Origin of the sequence: Nonomuraea solani (assembly GCF_900108335.1) — a bacterium.
GTDB lineage: Bacteria > Actinomycetota > Actinomycetes > Streptosporangiales > Streptosporangiaceae > Nonomuraea > Nonomuraea solani.
Window position 1 is genome coordinate 52,468 of sequence record NZ_FNVT01000020.1, and the last position, 18,343, is coordinate 70,810.

Consider the following 18,343-nt stretch of genomic DNA (forward strand, 5'->3'; position numbering starts at 1 on the left):
GAGCGACCCGGACGGAGAGCGTCCTGCCGACGGGCAGGCGGATGACGGTGGACACCGCCACTCCCTTGCGCAGGACCGAGAGACGTCACCGCAGGGCTGACCCCCAGCGGTGTCGGTTCGTTCCCGCTGATCTGGTGCTCGCGGCGGACACCACGGGAACGGGCCACGTCACGACCGGCCGTTCATACCGGTCTGACCGGCGAATCCGCACCCGAAATCGGTTCGCCGGGAGCGCGGCCCTGCCGTTAGTGTCGCGCGGGTGGATCTGCCTTTGCTCTGGTTGTCCGGGCCGTCGGGGGTCGGGAAGTCCTCGGTCGGCTGGGAGGTGTTCGCGCGGCTGAGCCGCGACGGGGTCACGACGGCGTTCGTCGACGGTGACCAGATCGGCATGTGCCACCCCCTGCCGGAGAACGGCGCTCACGCGCTGCGCGCCCGCAATCTGGCCGCGATGTTGCCTCATTTCCGGCAGGAGGGCGTGCGGTGCCTGGTGCTGTCGGGTTTCGTCGACACGGCCGAGGAGGTCGCCGAGTACACGAGCCGGATGCCCGGCGTCGCGTTCACGTCGTGCCGCCTGTGGGTCGGCGGCGCCGAGTTGCGGAGGCGCTTTCTCGCGCGCGGATGGCGCCCCGACCTGGTGGAGGACGCCGTCGCCGAGGCGGCGGGGCTGGAGCGCAGCACCTATGCCGACCTGTGCGTGGACACCGGCGGCCTGGGCGTGGCGGAGGCGGCGCGGCTGGTGCGTGAGCGGGCGGCCGGTGGGTGGCCGGGTGTGCTGCCCGCCGTGACACCCCACGAGGTCGCCGCCCCGGTCGACTCCGGAACGGCTCCCGTGTTGTGGTTCGCCGGGGCCACGGCGTCCGGGAAGTCGACGATCGCGTACGAGATCTTCCGGGAGGTGTTCCGGTCCGGGACGCCCGCCGCGTATGTCGATGTGAAGCAGATCGGGGTGCTGCGGCCGATCGGGGACGACCTTCGTCTGAAGGCGCGCAATCTCGCGGCCGTCTGGGCCGGATATCGCGAGGCCGGGGCCGAGTGCCTGATCGTCTCCGGGGAGGCCGGCTCCGATGACACCATCCGGAGGTATGCCGAGCTGCTTCCGAAGGCGCCGCTGACGGTCTGCCGGCTGCACGCCGGACCGGCGACACTGGCCGAGCGGGTGGCGCGGCGCGGCCGGGGGGAGGGGCCGGCGCTGCCCGGTGATGAGATGAAAAATCGGGACATGGGTGCCTTGCGGCGCATCGCCGAACGGGCGGCGGCCGAAGCCCAGACCGGGGGCGAGGGTCTGCGCATCGACACGGACGGCCTGCAGGTGCACGAAGTGGTCGCCCTCGTACGCGACCGCATCGGCGACTGGCCCACCGCCCGCCCCTGAACGGTCCTTACGCGAACGCCCGCCGCGCGTACCTGAGCAGTTCCCGCACCGCCGGGCCGAGCGCGCTCTTCCAGACCAGCGCCAGCAGCGCGGGCGTCTCCACGTCGCGGATCCGCAGGGCGGTGAGCCGGTCGCCGTAGTGGGCGGCCATCGAGTCGCTCAGCACCGCCACCGCCATCCCACGCCCGGCCAGGTCGGCGATCGCGTCGGCGGCGCTGGCCTGCATCGCGATCACCGGCCGCAGGTCCTGTGCGGCGCAGGCCCGGTCGAACACCGTGCGCAGCCCCGTCCCCGGCGGCATGCACACGATCGGGTACGCCAGCAGCTCCCGCAACGTCACCTCCTCCCGCCCCGCCAGCGCGTGCCCGGCCGGCACGGCCGCGACGAGCCGTTCGCTGATGATCGTGTGCGCCTCCAGCCCTTCTGGCGCGGCCGTCGCGGTGCCGATGAGGGCCAGGTCGAGCGCACCCGTACGAACCCCTTCGCAGAGCCGGTCGGAGTTGTCCTCCAGCAGCGCGATCCGCACCCCCGGATGAGCCCGGTGGAACGTGGCGAGCGCGTCGAACAGCGGTGTCAGCGTGCACCCGATGACCATCCCGACCGTCAGCCGCCCCCGGATCAGGTCGGCCACCTCGCCCACCGCCTGCCCCACCGCCTCGGCGGCGGCCAGGGCGGCGCGGGCGTGTTCGAGCGCCGCTCGCCCCGCGGCCGTCAGGGTCGCGCTGCGCGCCGACCGGTCGAACAGTTCGGCCCCCAGCTCGCGTTCGAGCTGCCGGATCTGGGCGCTGACACCGGACTGGCTGATGTGCACCCGCTCGGCGGCCCGCGTGAAGTTCCGCTCCTCGGCGACCGCGACGAAGTACTCCAACTGCCGCAATTCCATAACTAGAAATTCTAGTTCCCATGAAAACCATCTGTTGGACTTCTATCAAAACCTTCGGCAGGCTGGAAGAAACCAAGGAGGAGTCATGACGGAGAAGGCCATGCGGCCCGAGGACATCACCCGCCTGTTCGTCGAGCGGTCCAATGCCGGCGACGCGGCCGGGGTCGCCGCCCTGTACGAGGAGGACGCGGTGCTGGCCTACCCGCCGGGCAGCCAGACGATCGGCCGGGAGGCGATCAGGGAGCTGTGGGAGAAGGTGCTGGCCGGGCGCCCGCACTTCGAGGCCGAAGAGCCGCTGCCGACGCTGGTCTTCGGCGACATCGCGCTCACCTCGACCCCGCCGAAGGATGGATCGGGGGCCCGCGCCCAGGTCGTACGGCGCCAGCCCGACGGAAGCTGGCTGCGCGTCATCGACCAGCCGGAGTTCGTCACCCCCACCGCGTAGCGCGCCGATCGGTGCGCGATCCGGGGTGGATGCCCGACAGATGGCGGATGATCCCAGGCCGGCGACCCGTGAAGATGGCCGACATGGATCCAGAACTAGAAGCATTCGTCCCGTTGCTGCCCCGCCCCGAATTCGCCGACCCGGCCGCCTCCCGCCAGAAATATCACCAGCTGGCCACCGCGGCGGCGGCGCCGGACACGACGGGGCTGGAGATCGAGGACCGCATGGTGCCCGCCGATCCGGACGTGGCGGTCCGGATCTACCGCCCGCACCAGGCGCAGGGCGCCATCATCTGGATGCACGGCGGCGGCTGGGTCATGGGCGACCTGGAGACCGAGCACCCGTGGGCCGCCCGGATCGCGAACGAGTCCGGCGCCGTGGTGATCTCGGTGGGTTACCGCCTGGCGCCCGAGAACCCGTTCCCGGCCGCGTTGGACGACGCCTACGCCGTCCTGACCTGGGTGGCCGAGCACGCGGCCGAGCTCGGCGTCGACCCGGACCGCATCGCGGTCGGCGGGCACAGCGCCGGTGGCGGGCTCGCGGCCGGGATGGCGCTGCGGGCCCGTGACGAGCGGGGGCCGCGGATCCGCTTCCAACTGCTCAACCAGCCCGGCCTCGACGACCGGCAGGAAACCTGGTCGGCCCGGAACTTCACCGACACGCCCTGGATGACCCGCGATTCGGTCGCCGCGGCGTGGCGGCATTACCTGGGCGCCACCCCCGCGACGCCGTACGCCGCCCCGGCGCGCGCCACCGACCTGTCCGGCCTGCCGCCCGTCTACCTGGCCTCCGCGGAGTTCTGCCCGAACCGCGACGAGAACATCACCTACGCGCTGCGCCTGCTGCAGGCGGGCGTGCCGGTCGAGCTACACCAGTGGGCCGGCACCTTCCACGGGTCGCAGGCGCTGCAGACCGCCGAGGTGTCGCAGCGGCAGATCGCCGAACTCGGCGCCGTCCTGCGCCGCGCCGTGGCCACGTGAAAGCCGACGCAGGGCTGCTACGCCCGTACGGCTGGATTTTCGCCACGGTCGCGATCACGCAGGTCATCGGCGCCCTCGCCGGTCTGGCGCCGCTGCTGGCGGTCGTCGAGCTGGGTCGCATGCTGTTGTCGCCCGGCCCGATCGATCACGGTCATGTCTGGTTCGTCGTGATCGTGGGGGCGGCCGGCCTGTTCGTCCGGCTGCTGTTCACGGCCGCGTCCTCCGGGATCGGGCACATTCTCGACGGCCAGGTGCAACTGGCGTTCCGCCGGCGACTGGCCGATCGGCTGGGACGCGTACCGATCGGCTGGTTCTCCCGGCGCCGGACCGGCGAGCTGGCCAAGGTGGTGGGCGAGGACGTGAGCGCCGTGCACCCGTTCATCGCCCACACCCCCGGCGAGCTGGCCGCCGCGTTCGTGGTGCCGCTGGTGTCGCTGGTCTACCTGTTCACCATCGACTGGCGGCTCACGCTGATCACGCTGATCCCGGTGGCGCTGGCGGTGGCGCTCGTCCCGCTGATGATGACCCCGGCCCGGCAGGGCGAGCAGGAGAGGTTCGACGCGGCCCAGGGACGGATCGCGAACTCCGTCGTCGAGTTCGTCCAGGGCATCGCGGTGGTCAAGGCGTTCGGCGGGTCCGAGCGCGCCCACCGCAAGTTCCGCGCCGCCGCGGACGATTTCACCGACATCTTCTTCCGGTGGGTACGCGGCGTCTCCCTGATCGCCGCCGGGATGCAGCTCGCGCTGTCACCGCCGTTCGTCCTGCTCGTCGTACTGATCGGCGGTACGGCCCTGATCACGTCCGGCGGCCTGGCCCCGGCCGACCTGCTGCCCTTCCTACTGCTCGGACTGGGCCTGACCGCGCCGGTCGCGGCCCTCGGCCACGGCTTCGACGACATGACCGCCGCGGGCCGCGCGGTCGGCCGCATCCGGGACGTGCTCGCGGTACGGTCACTGCCGGAGCCCGCGCACCCGGTCGCGCCCCAGGGCCATCGGGTGGAGCTGCGCGACGTCCGCTTCGGCTACGAAGCCGGCAACGAGGTGCTGCGCGGGATCGACCTGGTGCTCGAACCGGGAACGGTCACCGCGATCGTCGGCCCGTCGGGAAGCGGCAAGTCCACGCTGGTCCAGCTCCTGCCCCGCTTCTTCGACCCGGACGCCGGCTCGGTCACCATCGGCGGCGTCGACCTGCGCGAACTCGGCAGCCGCGAGCTCTACCAGACGGTCTCCTTCGTCTTCCAGGACGTTCGCCTGCTGCGCGCCTCGGTCGCGGACAACATCGCGCTGGCCGTCCCGCAAGCCGACCGCGACGACGTGGTCCGCGCCGCCCGGCTGGCGAACATCCATGACCGCGTTCTCCAACTGCCCCGCGGCTACGACACGGTGATCGGCGAGGAGGCCGGGCTGTCGGGCGGCGAGGCGCAGCGGATCTCGCTCGCCCGCGCGCTGCTCGCCGCCACCCCCGTTCTGGTGCTCGACGAGGCGACCTCCTTCGCCGACCCGCAGACCGAACAGGCGGTACGCGAGGCCCTCACGACCCTCGGCTGGGATCGCACCATCCTCGTCATCGCCCACCGCCTGGAGACGGTCGCCGGCGCCGACACCGTCGTGATGCTGGAGAACGGCGAGATCGTCGAACGTGGCAGCCCCGCCGACCTGCTGGCACAGGACGGCAAATTCGCCGCGTTCTGGCGCTCCCAGAAAGGGGACGACCCCCGATGATCCGCATGCTGCTGCGCGTCCTGGGGCACGACGGCGCCCGGCCGATGCGCCGCACCGTGGCCCTGATGACGGCGACCGCGATGGCCGAGGGCCTGTCCTACGCCCTGCTGGTCCCCGTGCTGCGGGCCCTGTTCGGGAGCGAACCCGGGGCCGCCCTGCCGTGGCTGGTCGCGTTCGGTGCCGCGGTCGCGGCCTACGCCGTGCTGCGCTACATCAGTGATCTGTCCGGGTTCCGCGTCGGGACCGTGCTGTTGCGCGGGATGTACCACCGGCTCGGCGACCACCTGGCCCGGCTGCCCATCGGCTGGTACGACGCCGGCCGCGTCGGCGAGGTGTCCATCCTGGCCGGCCGCGGCCTCCTGCAGGCGATGAGCGTGGCGGCGCACCTGCTGGCGCCGTTCATCTCCGCCTGCGTGACCCCGCTGACGATCGTCGCGGTGATGATCGCCTTCAACGGGCGGCTCGGGCTGGCCGCGCTGGCCGCCGTCCCGGTCGTGGCGGCGGTCCAGATCTGGACGGGACGCTCGATCGCCGCCACCGACGCCGAGCGCCACGAACGCGACAAGGAGGCCGGCGGACGCGTCATCGAATATCTCCAGGCCCAGCCGGTCCTGCGCGCCGGCGGCCGGACCGCCGAACGTTTCCGGCTGCTCGACGACGCACTGAGCGAACTCCAGCGCTCGTCCCGCAGGCTGACGCTGTCGGTGCTGCCCGGCGTCGTGGGCCTGACGCTCGTGGTGCAGGTGATGTTCACCGTGCTGCTGGTCCTGGGCGCCTACCTCGCGCTCGGCGGGAACATCGGCGCGGCGGAGCTCCTGACGATCCTGGTGCTGGCCGCCCGCTGCGCCGATCCGCTGCTGTCGCTGGCCGACATCGGGGGCAAACTGCGCAGCGCGCGTGCCGAGCTGGACAGGCTCGACACGGTCCTGCGTACCGAGCCGCTGCCGGAACCCCGCGAACCGGTCCGGCCGGACCGCCACGACCTGGAGTTCGCCTCCGCCGGCTTCCGGCACGGCGACCGTACGGTGATCGACGGCGTGTCGTTGTCCGTGCCGGAGGGACGGCGGCTCGCGGTGGTCGGGCCGTCGGGTTCGGGCAAGAGCACGTTGCTGCAGTTGCTCGCGCGCTTCTACGACGTGGACGCCGGCGCGGTACGGGTCGGCGGCGTGGACGTACGCGCCATCGACACCGAGACGCTGATGGCGCGGATCGCCATCGTCTTCCAGGACGTCTATCTCTTCGAGGGCACGATCGAGGAGAACGTCAGGCTCGGCCGCCCCGACGCCGACGACGCCGACGTGCGCGCGGCGGCGACCGCGGCCCGGCTCGACGAGGTGATCGAACGGCTGCCCGGCGGCTGGGCGGCGAACGTCGGCGAGGGCGGCGCGCTGCTGTCGGGAGGCGAGCGCCAGCGGGTCTCGATCGCGCGAGCGCTGCTGAAGAACGCGCCCATCGTGCTGCTCGACGAGGTGACCTCCGCCCTCGACCCGGCCAACGAGGCGGCCGTCCACGAGGGCATCGAGCGCCTGATGGCGGGCCGGACGGTCGTGATGGTCGCGCACCGCATGCGGACCGTGCGGCGCGCCGATCACATCGTCTTCCTGGACGGCGGCCGGATCGTGGAGGAGGGCACCCACGACGAGCTGCTGCGCCGCGATGGCCGCTACGCCGATTTCTGGAGCCTCAGCGCGCCGGCCCGACCCGGGCTCGCATGATCCGCATGGCCTGCCGCACCACCTCGGCCTGCGCGGGGGCCAGCCCGTCGAGGAAGGGCTCCACCGACGCGGCGTCCCACTGCGGCGAGTCCGGCCTGATGTCGCCGAGCACGTGCTCCAGGCTGAAGTCGGCCAGCATCTCGGCCAGCGGCGCCACCCGGGGGTCGCCGGGCTCGGCCGCCGCCAGGTCGTCCAGCCTGCGGTAGAAGTCGTGCCCGCGCGCCGTCACCTCGGGATCGGCGGCCAGGGCGTCGAGCGTGACGAAGGCGCGCTGCTTGTCCGGCGCCTCGGCCACGGTGTCCATGAGCAGGAGCAGGTCGCGATCCCAGGCCGCGGCCTGCGAGGACGGGATCTCGACCGCCCGCAGGAACGCCAGCAGGTCGGGGGAGGCGGCGTCGTCGGGCGACAACGTCCCGGCCTCGGCCCGCTGCAGCACCTGGGCCAGGCGGGCGCGCCTGAGCTGGATCTCCCGCTCCTGCCTGGCCAGGTCGGCGTCGATCTCGGCGAGGATCTCGGGCAGCTCACGCGAGCGGTCCTCGGTGACGACGTCGCGGGCCTCGTCGAGGCTCAGCCCCAGCTCGACCAGCCGCCGTACGCGGGCCAGGGCGATGGCGTCGCGCATGCCGTATTCGCGGTAGCCGTTGGCCAGGCGCGGCGGCTCCGGCAGGACGCCCTGGTGGTGGTAGTAGCGCACCGTCCGGGTGGACACCCCGAGCAGCGCGGCGAGCTCTCCGATCCGCATGGTTCCCAGTTAAGTCCCTGACGCCGCGTCAGCGTCAAACCGGGGGGCGCAACGCCTTGAGCGTGAGGTCCACCAGGGCGTCGGCGTATTCGGGGGTCAGCGGCCCGGTGCGCAGCAGCCAGCGCTGGTAGAGGGGCGCGTACAGCAGCTCCAAGGCCAGGTCGAGGTCGGCGTCGGCGGCGATCTGGCCGGCCCGCTGCGCGCTGCGCAGCCGGGCCTTCTTGGCCTCGTCGACCGGCCCCGCCAGCTTCTCGCGGTATTGGGCGGCGAGGTCGGGGTCGTTGATGATCTCCATGTTGAGCGCCCTGATCGGCGCCTCGAACGCCGGATCGGCGAACTCCGCCACCGTCGCCCGCATCACCAGCCGCAGGTCGGCCTCGATGTCGCCGGTGTCGGGCAGTGCCATGCCCTCACCGCCCTCGCTGAGCGCCAGGAAGGCGTCGAAGACCACGGCCCCCTTGGAACGCCACCACCGGTAGATCGTCTGCTTGCCGACGCCGGCCCGCGCGGCGATGGCCTCGATCGACAGTTTGGCGAAGCCCACCTCGGAGACCAGCTCGCGGGCGGCGTCGAGGATGGCCTGGCGGGAGCGCTCGCTGCGGCGGGCAGGATCGGGCTGCTTGGGCATGGGCGTCAGTATAGCAGCCCAACGAGACGAGACGGTCCGTCTTGACAGCGACGCCTTTCGGAGGCATTCTCGAGAAGCGCGAGACGAACCGTCTCGCCTTACCTAGTTGAAGGAAGTCCCTTGACCCGAGTGTGGTTCATCACCGGCGCGTCCCGTGGCCTGGGCAGGGCCTTCGCCGAAGCGGCACTGGCCGCGGGGGACCGGGTCGTGGCCGCGGCCCGGAATGTGGCGCCGCTGGAAGACCTGGTCCAGAAATATCCCGACAATCTCGTACGCCTCCCGCTCGACGTCTCCGACCGCGCCGCCGTACAGGAGGGCGTGGACCGCGCCGCGGCCGCGTTCGGCAGGCTCGACATCGTGGTCAACAACGCCGGCACCATGCTCCTCGGCATGCTGGAGGAGGCCACGGAGGAGCAGATCAGAGCCCACTTCGACGTCAACTTCTTCGGCGCCGTGTGGGTCGCCCAGGCCGTCATCCCGCACCTGCGCGCCCAGGGCTCCGGCCACATCCTGCAGGTGACGACGATGGGCACGGGCGGCGGATTCGCCTCGACCGGCCTGTACGCGGGCGGCAAGTCGGCACTCGACTCCGTCAGCCAGGCGCTGGCGATGGAGGTCGCGCCCTTCGGTATCAAGGTGACCATCGTCCAGCCGGGCGGCTACGACACCGGCCTGTTCACGGCGGGCACCACGATGACGGAGCCCAACCCGGCCTACGAGCCGCTGCGGGCCAAGTTGGCCGAGATGTGGGGCGAGGACGCCGGCCCCGCCGCGAGCACGGCCGCGCCCGTCATCATGGAGCTGGTCGACCTGCCCGACCCGCCCCTGAGGCTCATCGTCGGCGGCCCCTCCTACGACATGGTCCAGCAGATGGACCAGGCCCGCGCCGCCGAATACCGCGCCTGGGAGCACCTCAGCCGCAAGGCGCCGGGCTAGAAAACCGGCTTGACAGCTCCTCCGGGCACATGGGTGAATAGCCGTCGCGTCGCGTGTCGCCGTCGCGGAGTACGACAGGCGGCATGGAGGCGCCGAATCAAGGGGGATGACGCCGTGGACACTCACATCGGTCTCGCCTGAGCGCAGCCGCTCCCGCGCGTCGTCCCATGCCCTGCCCAGCGGTGTCATAAGCCCGCCGGCCTCGGCATGCCCGTGCGGGTTCTCGCATGTCATCGACATTCACCCCGTATCTGGAGCCATCAATCAGCATGCCCAACGACTTCAACCAGCAGATCATTGACGAATTCCGCGCCAACAAGGGCCAGGTCGGCGGCTACTTCGAAGGAGCCAGGCTGCTCCTGTTGACGACCACCGGGGCCAGGTCAGGCGCCTCCCACACGACGCCGCTCGGCTACCTGCCCGACGGCGACCGTGTCCTCATCATCGCCTCGGCGGGCGGTGCCCCGAAGAACCCGGCCTGGTACCACAACCTGCTCGCCGATCCGCAGGTCACCGTCGAGGACGGTGTGTTCACCTACCAGGCCAAGGCGGTCGTGATCGAGGGCGAGGAGCGCGACCGTCTGTTCGCCCGCGCCGTCGAGTCCGACCCCGGCTGGGCCGAGTACGAAACCAGGTCGGGCCGGGTCCTGCCGGTGGTCGCCCTCCTGCCGAGCTTCGGCGGGCCGCCCATCGGCCGCATGGGCGACGTGCTCAAGACCGTCCACGACGCCTTCCGGCGGGAGCTGGCCCTGGTCCGCAGGGAGGCGGCCGCGTCGGGGCCGCGCCTGGCCGCGCAGCTCCGGGTCAACTGCCTGACCGTGTGCGGCAACCTGCACGAGCACCACACGCGCGAGGACGGTCACATGTTCCCCGCGCTGGAGCGCCAGTACCCCGAGCTCGCCCCGGTGCTGGAGCGGCTGCGGGCCGAGCACGCGACCGTGGCGCGGCTGCTGGGCGACCTCAAGGCCCTGCTCGCCGACGACGACGCCGACCCGGCGACGCTGGTGAGCGAGGTGGACCGGCTCACCCGGGAGGTCGAGGCGCACCTGGACTACGAGGAAGAGCAGTTGGTGGCGCTGCTCAACTGAGCCCTCCCCGCCCGGGCCGGCGGTTCCGGCCCGGGCGGGTCTTGCGGATCGGTGCGGCCTGGCCTTAAATACGCCCTGGCGCTGACCCGGCCGCATTGGAGTTCCCGTGACCGTTTTCGCACGTCAGGCACCTGGCCCCATGCTGTTAGCGCTATCACCGCGTCACCCCGCAGCGTGAAACTTTCTTTTTGCCCATCGGGAAAGCGCTTACCGAACGCAAAGGAACCCGCCATGCGCTTACACCTGGCCGCCGCGGCCACCGTCCTGGCCCTCGCCGCGACCACGTTCCCCGCCGTCCCCGCCCAGGCGGCGCCGCCCACGAAACAGATGGAGGACCTGGACCGGGGGCTGATCAGCGTCCGCTCGGGCTCGGGCAACCTCGTCTCCTGGAGGCTGCTCGGCACCGACCCCGACGGCGTCTCCTTCAACCTCTACCGGGGCTCGACCAGGGTGGCCTCGGGGCTCACGACCTCCACCAACTACCTGGACAACGGCGCCGCCGCCGACGCCTCGTACACCGTGCGCGCGGTCGTCGGCGGGACCGAGCAGGCTGCGTCCCCGGGCTCGCTCCGCTTCACCGGCGGCGCCTACCTGGACGTTCCCATCCAGCCGCCGTCGGGCGGCACCACCCCGGACGGCGTCGCCTACACCTACACCGCCAACGACGCCAGCGTGGGTGACATGGACGGCGACGGACAGTACGAGATCGTCCTGAAATGGGACCCGACCAACGCCAAGGACAACTCCCAGTCCGGCTACACCGGCAACGTCTTCGTGGACGCCTACCGCCTGGACGGCACCCGGTTGTGGCGCGTCGACCTGGGCCGCAACATCCGCGCCGGCGCCCACTACACCCAGTTCCAGGTCTACGACTACGACGGCGACGGGCGCGCCGAGGTCGCGATGAAGACCGCCGACGGCACCAGGGACGGCCGCGGCACGGTGATCGGCAGCTCCAGCGCCGACCACCGCAACTCCAGCGGGTACGTGCTCGCCGGCCCCGAGTTCCTCACCATGTTCAACGGCTCGACGGGCGCCGCGATGTCCACGGTCAACTACGACCCGCCGCGCGGCACGGTCTCCTCGTGGGGCGACAACTACGGCAACCGCGTCGACCGGTTCCTGGCCGGAACGGCGTACCTGGACGGCGAGCGCCCCTCGCTCATCATGGCGCGCGGCTACTACACCCGCAGCGTCATCGCCGCCTGGGACTTCCGCAACGGCTCGCTCACCAAGCGGTGGACGTTCGACAGCAACTCGGCCGGCTCCCAGTACGCCGGGCAGGGCAGCCACAGCCTGTCGGTCGGCGACGTGGACGCCGACGGCCGCGACGAGATCGTGTACGGCGCGATGACCGTCAACGACAACGGCACCGGTCTGTGGAGCACCCGCACCGGCCACGGCGACGCCCAGCACCTGGGCGACTTCGACCCGGGCCGGGCGGGCCTGGAGTACTTCAAGGTCAGCGAGTCCACCTCCCAGCCCGGCTCGCTCTACATCGACCCGCGCAACGGCTCCATCCTCTGGTCCACCGCGTCGGGCTCCGACAACGGCCGCGGCGTGGCCGGGGACATCTCGACGGTCCGGGTGGCCGGCGAGTTCTGGTCGGCCGCCGACGGCAACCTGCGCAGCGTCACCGGCAACAACGCCGGCCGCAAGCCGTCCTCGGTCAACTTCCTCGCCTGGTGGGACGCCGACCCGACCAGGGAACTGCTCGACCAGACCAGGATCGACAAGTACGGCACCAGCGCCGACACCCGCCTGCTGACCGCTTCGGGCGTGCACTCCAACAACGGCACCAAGGCCACGCCCTCGCTGTCGGGCGACCTGTTCGGCGACTGGCGCGAGGAGGTCATCTGGCCGACCAGCGACAACCGCGCGCTGCGCATCTACTCGACGCCCACCCCGACGGACCGGCGTCTCTACACGCTGATGCACGACCCGCTCTACCGGGTGTCGGTGGCCTGGCAGAACACCGCCTACAACCAGCCGCCGCACACGAGCTACTTCATCGGCGACCGCATGCCCACCCCGGCGCGGCCGGACATCTACGTGCGCTGATCCGCGCCGGCCAGAAGCCGGTCAGAAGCCGGTCAGAAACCGATCGTGGTCTCGAAGGTGTCGCGGGCCTGCGCCAGCTGATACCAGCGCTCGGCGATGGCGTCGGGGTCACCTTCGCCGCCGCCGGGCACGATCGGGAGTCCCACGGACACGTGCCCGACGTAGACGCCCTCACCGGCCAGGTCGCCCTGGATGGAGGTCGCCCAGTGCCGCAGGCCCGCCTGGGCGATCGCGGCGTTGCCGAGCACCGCCATCGGCAGGATCGCCGAGGCGCCCGTAGTGAACAGCAGCGCCCCATTGCCTTCCTTGCGCATCCCGGGCAGCACCGCCGCCACGGCGGTCAGCGCGCCCCCGACGATCAGGTCGACCTGCGTACGAACCGATTCCGGCGTGGTCTCCAGCGCCGTGGTGAACCCCATCGCCGCGAAGTCGGGCATCTCGCCGGTGCTGTGGTCCAAGTTCGGGGCCGGGCTGTACGACAGCACTCCGATGCGGCCGAGATCGGCGGCGGCGGACTCCAGCGCGGCGGTCAGCCCGGCGCCGTCGGTGACGTCGGCCGGGTAGGCCCTGACGGTGATCCCCTCGGTGGCCAGGGAGTCGGCGATCGGCTGGAGCTTGGCCCGGTTGCGGGAGATCAGCGCGACCGGGTGCCCGGCGGTGCCGAACCGCCGGGCGATCGCCCGGCCCAGACCCGGCCCGGCACCGACGACTGCGATGGTGGAAGTCATGCGGTTACCCCACATTCGTTACGATCAGTAAGTAGCCCCACGATAGGGAACCGTCTCCACCCGTACAAAAGGCACATTGATGTTCGCAAGCCAGAACCCGGACCCGCGCATGGCGGCGGCCCGGACCCCACCGCACCCCTGCGCGTCCTGGCCCGACAACGGCCAGGGCATCCGCGACACCCTCGACCGCGTCGGCGACAAATGGTCCATTCTCGTCATCGGCATCCTCGGCGCCGGACCCCTTCGTTTCGGCGCCCTCTACGACCAGGTCCCCGGCATCTCGCAGCGGATGCTCACCCGCACCCTCCGGCACCTGGAGCGCGACGGCCTGCTCACCCGCACCTCCTACCCCGAGGTGCCGCCCCGGGTCGAGTACGAGCTGACCCCGCTGGGCGACCAGATGCGCGAGACCGCCTACACCTTCGTCCGGTGGGCCACCGACCACAACGACGAGATCGAGGCCGCCCGCCACCGCTACGACAACCGCTGATCTCTCAGGTCGTCCATGGGCGGAGCTTCTCGGGGTTGCGGACGGCCCAGATGTTCTTGATCCGGTCGTCGGCGACGTCGAAGGCCATCACGACCACCGTGACGCCTTCCTGCTGAGCCACCAGGCCGGGCTGACCGTTGACCGTACGCTCCAGGAACGTCATCTCGGACGTCATCATGGCGGTGATCTCGACCAGGGCGGACGCGACCTTCTCGGCGCCCTCGATCGGCCGGAGCACGGCGCTGACCACGCCGCCGCCGTCGGCGATTCCCGTGACGGCGGGGTCGAGGAGGCCGACGAGAGCGTTGATGTCCTTGGCCTCCCACGCCTGCTTGAACCGCCTGACGATCACCGCCTGCCGGGCCACCGGCGTCGCGGGGGCCTGCGCGTCGCCTATGCGGCGGCGGGCGGACGTGGCCAGTTGCCGGCAGGCCGCCGGGGTGCGGCCGACGATGTCGGCCACCTCGGCGAAGGGGTAGCGGAAGACGTCGTGCAGGATGAACGCGACGCGCTCGGCGGGCGTCATCGATTCGAGCACGACGAGAAACGCCATGTTGATCGACTCGTCGAGCGTGACGCGGTCGGCCGGATCGCCGCCGGGCCGCTCGTCGGCCCACTCGGTACGGTCGGGCAGCGGCTCCGGAATCCACTCGCCCACGTAACGCTCCCGCCGGGCCCGGGCCGAGCCCAGCAGGTCGAGGCAGACGCGGCCGGCGACCTTGGTCAGCCAGGCGCCGGGCGAGTCGATGGCGTCCTGCTCCTGCCGGGACATGGCGTACCAGCGGGCGTAGGTCTCCTGCACGACGTCCTCGGCGTCGGCCAGCGAGCCGAGCAGCCGGTAGGCGAGGTTGATGAGGTGCCGCCGCTCGCTCATGATCGCGCTCAGGCTCGGATCCAGCCCCTCGTCTCCCGTGGTCATCGCCGGCCTTTCTCTTGTCACAACTGCCTTCACCAGGACCGACGAGACAGCCGTCCGAAATGTGAGGCCGGGGTAACACACCGGGAGCCTCTGTGACAACAGAGACGGGTGGGACGTATGCTGAGAGCGCGTCCGGGCCCGGCGCCACACCACACAGCGTCGTTCAACGCGCGCTCAACATATCCTCAACACGCCCTTTCGCATGATTGCTCCATGCCCGCCAAAGCGGGGCGTAGCGGCTGAGGGATTGAGGTGTGGCGCGATGATCCGCGTGATGAAGAGCGAGACGCTGGCCGGGGAGCTCGAAGACCACCTGGCGCAGTGGTCGGCCAGGACCGGGATCACCGTGGAGACCTGGGCGTTGCCCGCGAGCGACGTTCCCGCGCGCGTGTCGCGGGGCGTGCTGGCCGTGGTGCGCGAGGCGCTGGCGAACGTCGAGCGGCACAGCGGCGCGTCCACCGCGTCGATCGCGGTGACCGCCGGTCGCGGCGGGCTGCGGCTGACGGTGAGCGACAACGGCACCGGCGCCGTCCCCGAGTGTGCGGGTCACGGCATGCGGGCGGCCTTCGCCGAGCTCGGCGGCACCCTGTCGGTCCACGGCGTCCCCGGCGAGGGCACCACCGTGACCGGCACCTTGCGCCGCTGGTGAAGTTGACGGGCCGCGGGGCCTTGCGGCCCCACGGCCGTCTCGATTCAGCCGATGGGAGCCGTCATGATGCTCTTGATCTGCTCCGGCGTCAGGGCGGCGTCGTAGGTGCGGACCTCGTCGATGACCATGCCGTGCAAGGTGCCGTGAGGATGGCCCTGCCCGATGATCAGCTGACCTGGAATCCCGGAGAACTGATCGGTGTTCCCGGCGTAACCGACCGGCTCGCCGTTCACGTAGAGGCGAATCTCCCTGCCGTCGTGGGTGGCGGCCAGATGGGTCCACGTGTCGACCGGCAGGACCTGCGGCGCGACGACGAAGTGCCCGCTGCCCAAGCCGGCGGAGGGTGTGTCATTGGGCCAGTCCGCGGCGTACAGCATGAATCCGTTGCGCGACAGCGCCTCCAGGGGGCGGGCGTTCGTCTTCGGCTTCACCCAGGCCGACAGAGTCACCTTTCCCCGCGGGGGCAGGTTGGGCACGTTGGCGGTCGCGGCGTAACCGAAGGCCAGCGCCGTGCCGTACTTCCCGCTCACCCAGGACGGGTTGGTGGCCGTGCCGGTGTGACCCTGGCCGGATGAGTCGCCCAGCGTCGTGCCGGTGCCCTCGTTCAGTCCGTAGGCGCCCACGAGCGTTGCCTGGAGGTCGGGCGGCCCCTCGATCAGGGCGGAGACGACGGCGGACGGCGTGCTGACGTTGCCGGTGGTGTCCACCGCCAGCGTCGCGTAATAGTAGGTGGCGCGGGCGGGCACATGATCGGTGAGCTCCGTCGTCGTCTCCGCGACGCGGGCGACCAGCGTCGCCGCGGACGGAGTGAAAGCGGGCGTCGTCGACCGGTGGAGCTGGACTTCGGTGATGCCCCGCTCGTCATAGGCGCCGTTCAGCCGCACTCCGGCCCAGCCTTCGTGGGGGGACACCGTCACCGTCGGCGCCGTCGGCGGGCAGTCCGGATTGGTGACCTGTCCGCCGACCATCTCCGATGGCGAGCTGGGCTGGCGCAGAGTGTCCAGGGCCACGACCCGGTATTGGTGGATCGAGTTGCGGTGGACACAGCCTGGATTCCAGGTCAGGCCGGTCACCGTGGCGACCAGGGTGTACGCGTCGACAGTGTCCTCCGGGGCGCCGACCTCGTGGATCTCGTAGGCCGAGATGCCGTGATCGTCGGTGGCGGCCGGCCACGACAGCTGGATCGTGCCCGTGCCGAGGTCGGCCGAGACCACGGGAGCCATGGGCCGCTCGTCCACGACGACCGCCTTCAGCATGTCCTGCCGGATCTCCTCATCGGCCAGCCCGCGCCGGTAGACGCGCACCTCGTCGACGGTCGCGTCAGGACAGGACCTGCCGATCTTCAGCGGGCCGGAGTCGTAGTCGACGGCCCCGGTCACCGGAAGCGCCTCGACGGCCCAGCCGTCGAGGACGTAGCGCAGTGTGCTTCCGTCGTACACGAGCGCCAAGTGGATCCAGTCTCCGGTGAATCCGCCGATCGACTCGCCGTCGTGGTTCTGGCCGCCCGTCCTGATGCCCCAGGTCCCCCCGATCCGGTAGGAGTCGTCCTTGGCCGCGAGGATCGGGCAGTGGCCGTCGGCCTTGATCCAGGCCTCCACCGTCAGCCCGTCCGCTGTGCGCAGGCTCGGCGCGTCCGGCACCGTCAGGATCTGGTCCAGCTTCCCGACGCGCAGTCCCTTGCCGTACTTGCCGTCCACCCACTGCGGGTTCGCGACGGTCCCGTCATTGCCGTTGCCCGACAGATCGTGAACGGTCGTCCCCGATCCTTCTTCCATCCCGTACGCGGCCACCAGATCCGCGTCTGCCGACGCCGGTGTGGCCACCAGAAGCACTGCTCCTACGAAAAGCCCCGTGATGACACGGCATAAACCATGCACTGTGCTTTCTCCCCATCTATCTCAATGGGCCCCTGAGTAGACGATAGACAGTGATCGTGCAGGTGAGTAGCGACCAACCGAAACCGCACTCCACTCCAAAAATGCAATCAACTTAAAGTTTGCACTAGACTTCACGCATGACCGAAGGACTCCGGGAGCGCAAGAAGCGCCAGACCCGGGAACGCATCTCCGAGGTGGCCATCGGCCTGTTCGTGGCGCGGGGCTTCGAGCAGGTCACGATCGCCGAGGTCGCCGCGGCCGCCGAGGTGTCGGTGAACACCGTCTACAACTACTTCCAGGCGAAGGAGGACCTCGTCCTGCCGCCCGAGGAGGCCTCGCCGCGGCGGCTGGCCGACATCGTCCGCGAGCGGGCCCCCGGCCGGTCGGCGGCGGAGGCGGTGCTGGCGCGGCTGCGCGAGGAGGTGCGCGGCCGCGAGCGCAGGGTGGGGCTGACCCCCGGGTTCGGGCGGTTCCTCGAAATGGTCCGGGCCGCTCCGACGCTGACCGCCCGGCTGGAGGATCTCGGGCACCAGATGACCGAGGCGCTGGCCACCGAACTGGCCGAGGAGACCGGCGCGGCCCCGGGCGATCCGCTGCCGCGCGCGGTGGCCTGGCAGCTCGGCTCCCTGCATGCGCTCGTCCTGTCCGAGATCGGCCGGCGCGCGGCGGCGGGGGAGCGGCCGGAGGCGATCTCCGGGGCCGTGCTCGACCTGCTGGACACCGTGGAGAGCCTGCTGGGCGAGCGGGTGCTGGCCTATGCCGTACGAGAGGGATGACCGTTGTTCAGAGTGACGATCAGGGGCAAGTTCACGGGGCTCGACGACGCGGGCCGGGCCGTGGTGCTGGCGGCGGGGGGTGCGGCCTTCACCGAGGCGGGCACGTTCACGCACGATTCGAGCGTGTCGGCGTTCACGTTCCGCTGCCAGGTGGCCGCCGGGCCGCAGGACGGGGAGGACGAGGCGGCGCTGGGGGCGATGGGGGCGCTGGAGGAGTACGCGTTGCCGTACGAGATTTTGAAGATCGGTGTGACGGACATGCGTGAGATCAGGATCCGGAGGAAATTCCCGAAATCCGAGTGAAACGGCTGGGCAGGTCCGGACAGGTAAGAG

The 18,343-nt window shown here is 71.1% G+C and carries 18 protein-coding genes; 12 read left to right on the forward strand and 6 right to left on the reverse strand.

What is annotated here, in order from left to right:
* Positions 1-259: 259 nt before the first annotated feature.
* Entirely contained in the window at positions 260-1,372 is a 1,113-nt protein-coding gene (locus C4V41_RS46445; RefSeq protein WP_146104046.1) for a nucleoside/nucleotide kinase family protein, read from the forward strand.
* 7 nt (positions 1,373-1,379) lie between these two features.
* Here C4V41_RS46445 and C4V41_RS46450 read toward each other — a convergent pair whose 3' ends face one another.
* Positions 1,380-2,255 (reverse strand): LysR family transcriptional regulator, encoded by an 876-nt coding sequence (locus C4V41_RS46450; RefSeq protein ID WP_103962453.1) that lies wholly within the window; start codon positions 2,253-2,255, stop codon positions 1,380-1,382.
* 85 nt (positions 2,256-2,340) lie between these two features.
* Between C4V41_RS46450 and C4V41_RS46455 the strand changes: the two genes are divergently transcribed.
* The 4 genes from C4V41_RS46455 (at position 2,341) to C4V41_RS46470 (ending at position 7,116) form a co-directional block, all read left to right on the forward strand.
* Positions 2,341-2,700: a YybH family protein gene (locus C4V41_RS46455; protein ID WP_200824709.1), complete on the forward strand. Its 360-nt coding sequence runs from the start codon at positions 2,341-2,343 to the stop codon at positions 2,698-2,700.
* Positions 2,701-2,783: 83 nt separating this feature from the next.
* Positions 2,784-3,680 carry an alpha/beta hydrolase gene (locus C4V41_RS46460; protein ID WP_200824710.1) on the forward strand — a complete coding sequence of 299 codons (897 nt, stop codon included), beginning with the start codon at positions 2,784-2,786 and terminating at the stop codon, positions 3,678-3,680.
* Entirely contained in the window at positions 3,677-5,401 is a 1,725-nt protein-coding gene (locus C4V41_RS46465) for an ABC transporter ATP-binding protein (protein ID WP_103962455.1), read from the forward strand. The genes C4V41_RS46460 and C4V41_RS46465 overlap by 4 nt, the downstream gene beginning before the upstream one ends.
* A complete protein-coding gene (locus C4V41_RS46470) occupies positions 5,398-7,116 on the forward strand; it encodes an ABC transporter ATP-binding protein (protein ID WP_103962456.1) in 1,719 nt (572 codons plus the stop codon). The genes C4V41_RS46465 and C4V41_RS46470 overlap by 4 nt, the downstream gene beginning before the upstream one ends.
* Here the strand turns inward: C4V41_RS46470 and C4V41_RS46475 are convergent.
* Positions 7,085-7,858: a MerR family transcriptional regulator gene (locus tag C4V41_RS46475; protein WP_103962457.1), complete on the reverse strand. Its 774-nt coding sequence runs from the start codon at positions 7,856-7,858 to the stop codon at positions 7,085-7,087. The two genes, C4V41_RS46470 and C4V41_RS46475, sit on opposite strands and share 32 nt — an antisense overlap.
* A 34-nt stretch (positions 7,859-7,892) precedes the next feature.
* A complete protein-coding gene (locus C4V41_RS46480; protein ID WP_103962458.1) occupies positions 7,893-8,486 on the reverse strand; it encodes a TetR/AcrR family transcriptional regulator in 594 nt (197 codons plus the stop codon).
* Positions 8,487-8,615: 129 nt separating this feature from the next.
* Here C4V41_RS46480 and C4V41_RS46485 point away from each other — a divergent pair, with 129 nt between their 5' ends.
* The 3 genes from C4V41_RS46485 (at position 8,616) to C4V41_RS46495 (ending at position 12,571) form a co-directional block, all read left to right on the forward strand.
* Positions 8,616-9,422 carry an SDR family NAD(P)-dependent oxidoreductase gene (locus tag C4V41_RS46485; protein ID WP_235030831.1) on the forward strand — a complete coding sequence of 269 codons (807 nt, stop codon included), beginning with the start codon at positions 8,616-8,618 and terminating at the stop codon, positions 9,420-9,422.
* Positions 9,423-9,649: 227 nt separating this feature from the next.
* Entirely contained in the window at positions 9,650-10,510 is an 861-nt protein-coding gene (locus C4V41_RS46490; protein ID WP_327537510.1) for a nitroreductase/quinone reductase family protein, read from the forward strand.
* A gap of 231 nt (positions 10,511-10,741) precedes the next feature.
* Positions 10,742-12,571, forward strand: coding sequence for a rhamnogalacturonan lyase (locus C4V41_RS46495; RefSeq protein WP_103962461.1), 1,830 nt, complete (start codon positions 10,742-10,744; stop codon positions 12,569-12,571).
* A gap of 32 nt (positions 12,572-12,603) precedes the next feature.
* On the opposite strand, the gene C4V41_RS46500 is transcribed toward C4V41_RS46495, so the two are convergent.
* Positions 12,604-13,299 carry an SDR family NAD(P)-dependent oxidoreductase gene (locus C4V41_RS46500; protein WP_103962462.1) on the reverse strand — a complete coding sequence of 232 codons (696 nt, stop codon included), beginning with the start codon at positions 13,297-13,299 and terminating at the stop codon, positions 12,604-12,606.
* A gap of 79 nt (positions 13,300-13,378) precedes the next feature.
* Here C4V41_RS46500 and C4V41_RS46505 point away from each other — a divergent pair, with 79 nt between their 5' ends.
* Positions 13,379-13,789, forward strand: a complete 411-nt coding sequence (locus C4V41_RS46505; protein WP_327537511.1) for a winged helix-turn-helix transcriptional regulator — start codon at positions 13,379-13,381, stop codon at positions 13,787-13,789.
* Positions 13,790-13,793: 4 nt separating this feature from the next.
* Here the strand turns inward: C4V41_RS46505 and sigJ are convergent, their stop codons facing one another.
* Positions 13,794-14,708 (reverse strand): RNA polymerase sigma factor SigJ, encoded by a 915-nt coding sequence (sigJ, locus tag C4V41_RS46510; RefSeq protein ID WP_103962464.1) that lies wholly within the window; start codon positions 14,706-14,708, stop codon positions 13,794-13,796.
* 262 nt (positions 14,709-14,970) lie between these two features.
* Here sigJ and C4V41_RS46515 point away from each other — a divergent pair, with 262 nt between their 5' ends.
* Entirely contained in the window at positions 14,971-15,357 is a 387-nt protein-coding gene (locus C4V41_RS46515) for a sensor histidine kinase (RefSeq protein WP_103962465.1), read from the forward strand.
* A 44-nt stretch (positions 15,358-15,401) separates the two neighbouring features.
* Here C4V41_RS46515 and C4V41_RS46520 read toward each other — a convergent pair whose 3' ends face one another.
* The gene (locus tag C4V41_RS46520; RefSeq protein ID WP_103962466.1) at positions 15,402-17,189 is read right to left on the reverse strand and encodes a LamG domain-containing protein; all 1,788 of its coding nucleotides are present in this window, start codon (positions 17,187-17,189) and stop codon (positions 15,402-15,404) included.
* A gap of 182 nt (positions 17,190-17,371) precedes the next feature.
* Between C4V41_RS46520 and C4V41_RS46525 the strand changes: the two genes are divergently transcribed.
* Complete coding sequence (locus tag C4V41_RS46525; RefSeq protein ID WP_103962467.1) at positions 17,372-18,010, forward strand: TetR/AcrR family transcriptional regulator; 639 nt, start codon at positions 17,372-17,374, stop codon at positions 18,008-18,010.
* A 12-nt stretch (positions 18,011-18,022) separates the two neighbouring features.
* The gene (locus C4V41_RS62395) at positions 18,023-18,313 is read left to right on the forward strand and encodes a DUF6204 family protein (protein ID WP_235030833.1); all 291 of its coding nucleotides are present in this window, start codon (positions 18,023-18,025) and stop codon (positions 18,311-18,313) included.
* The last annotated feature ends 30 nt before the right edge of the window (positions 18,314-18,343 follow it).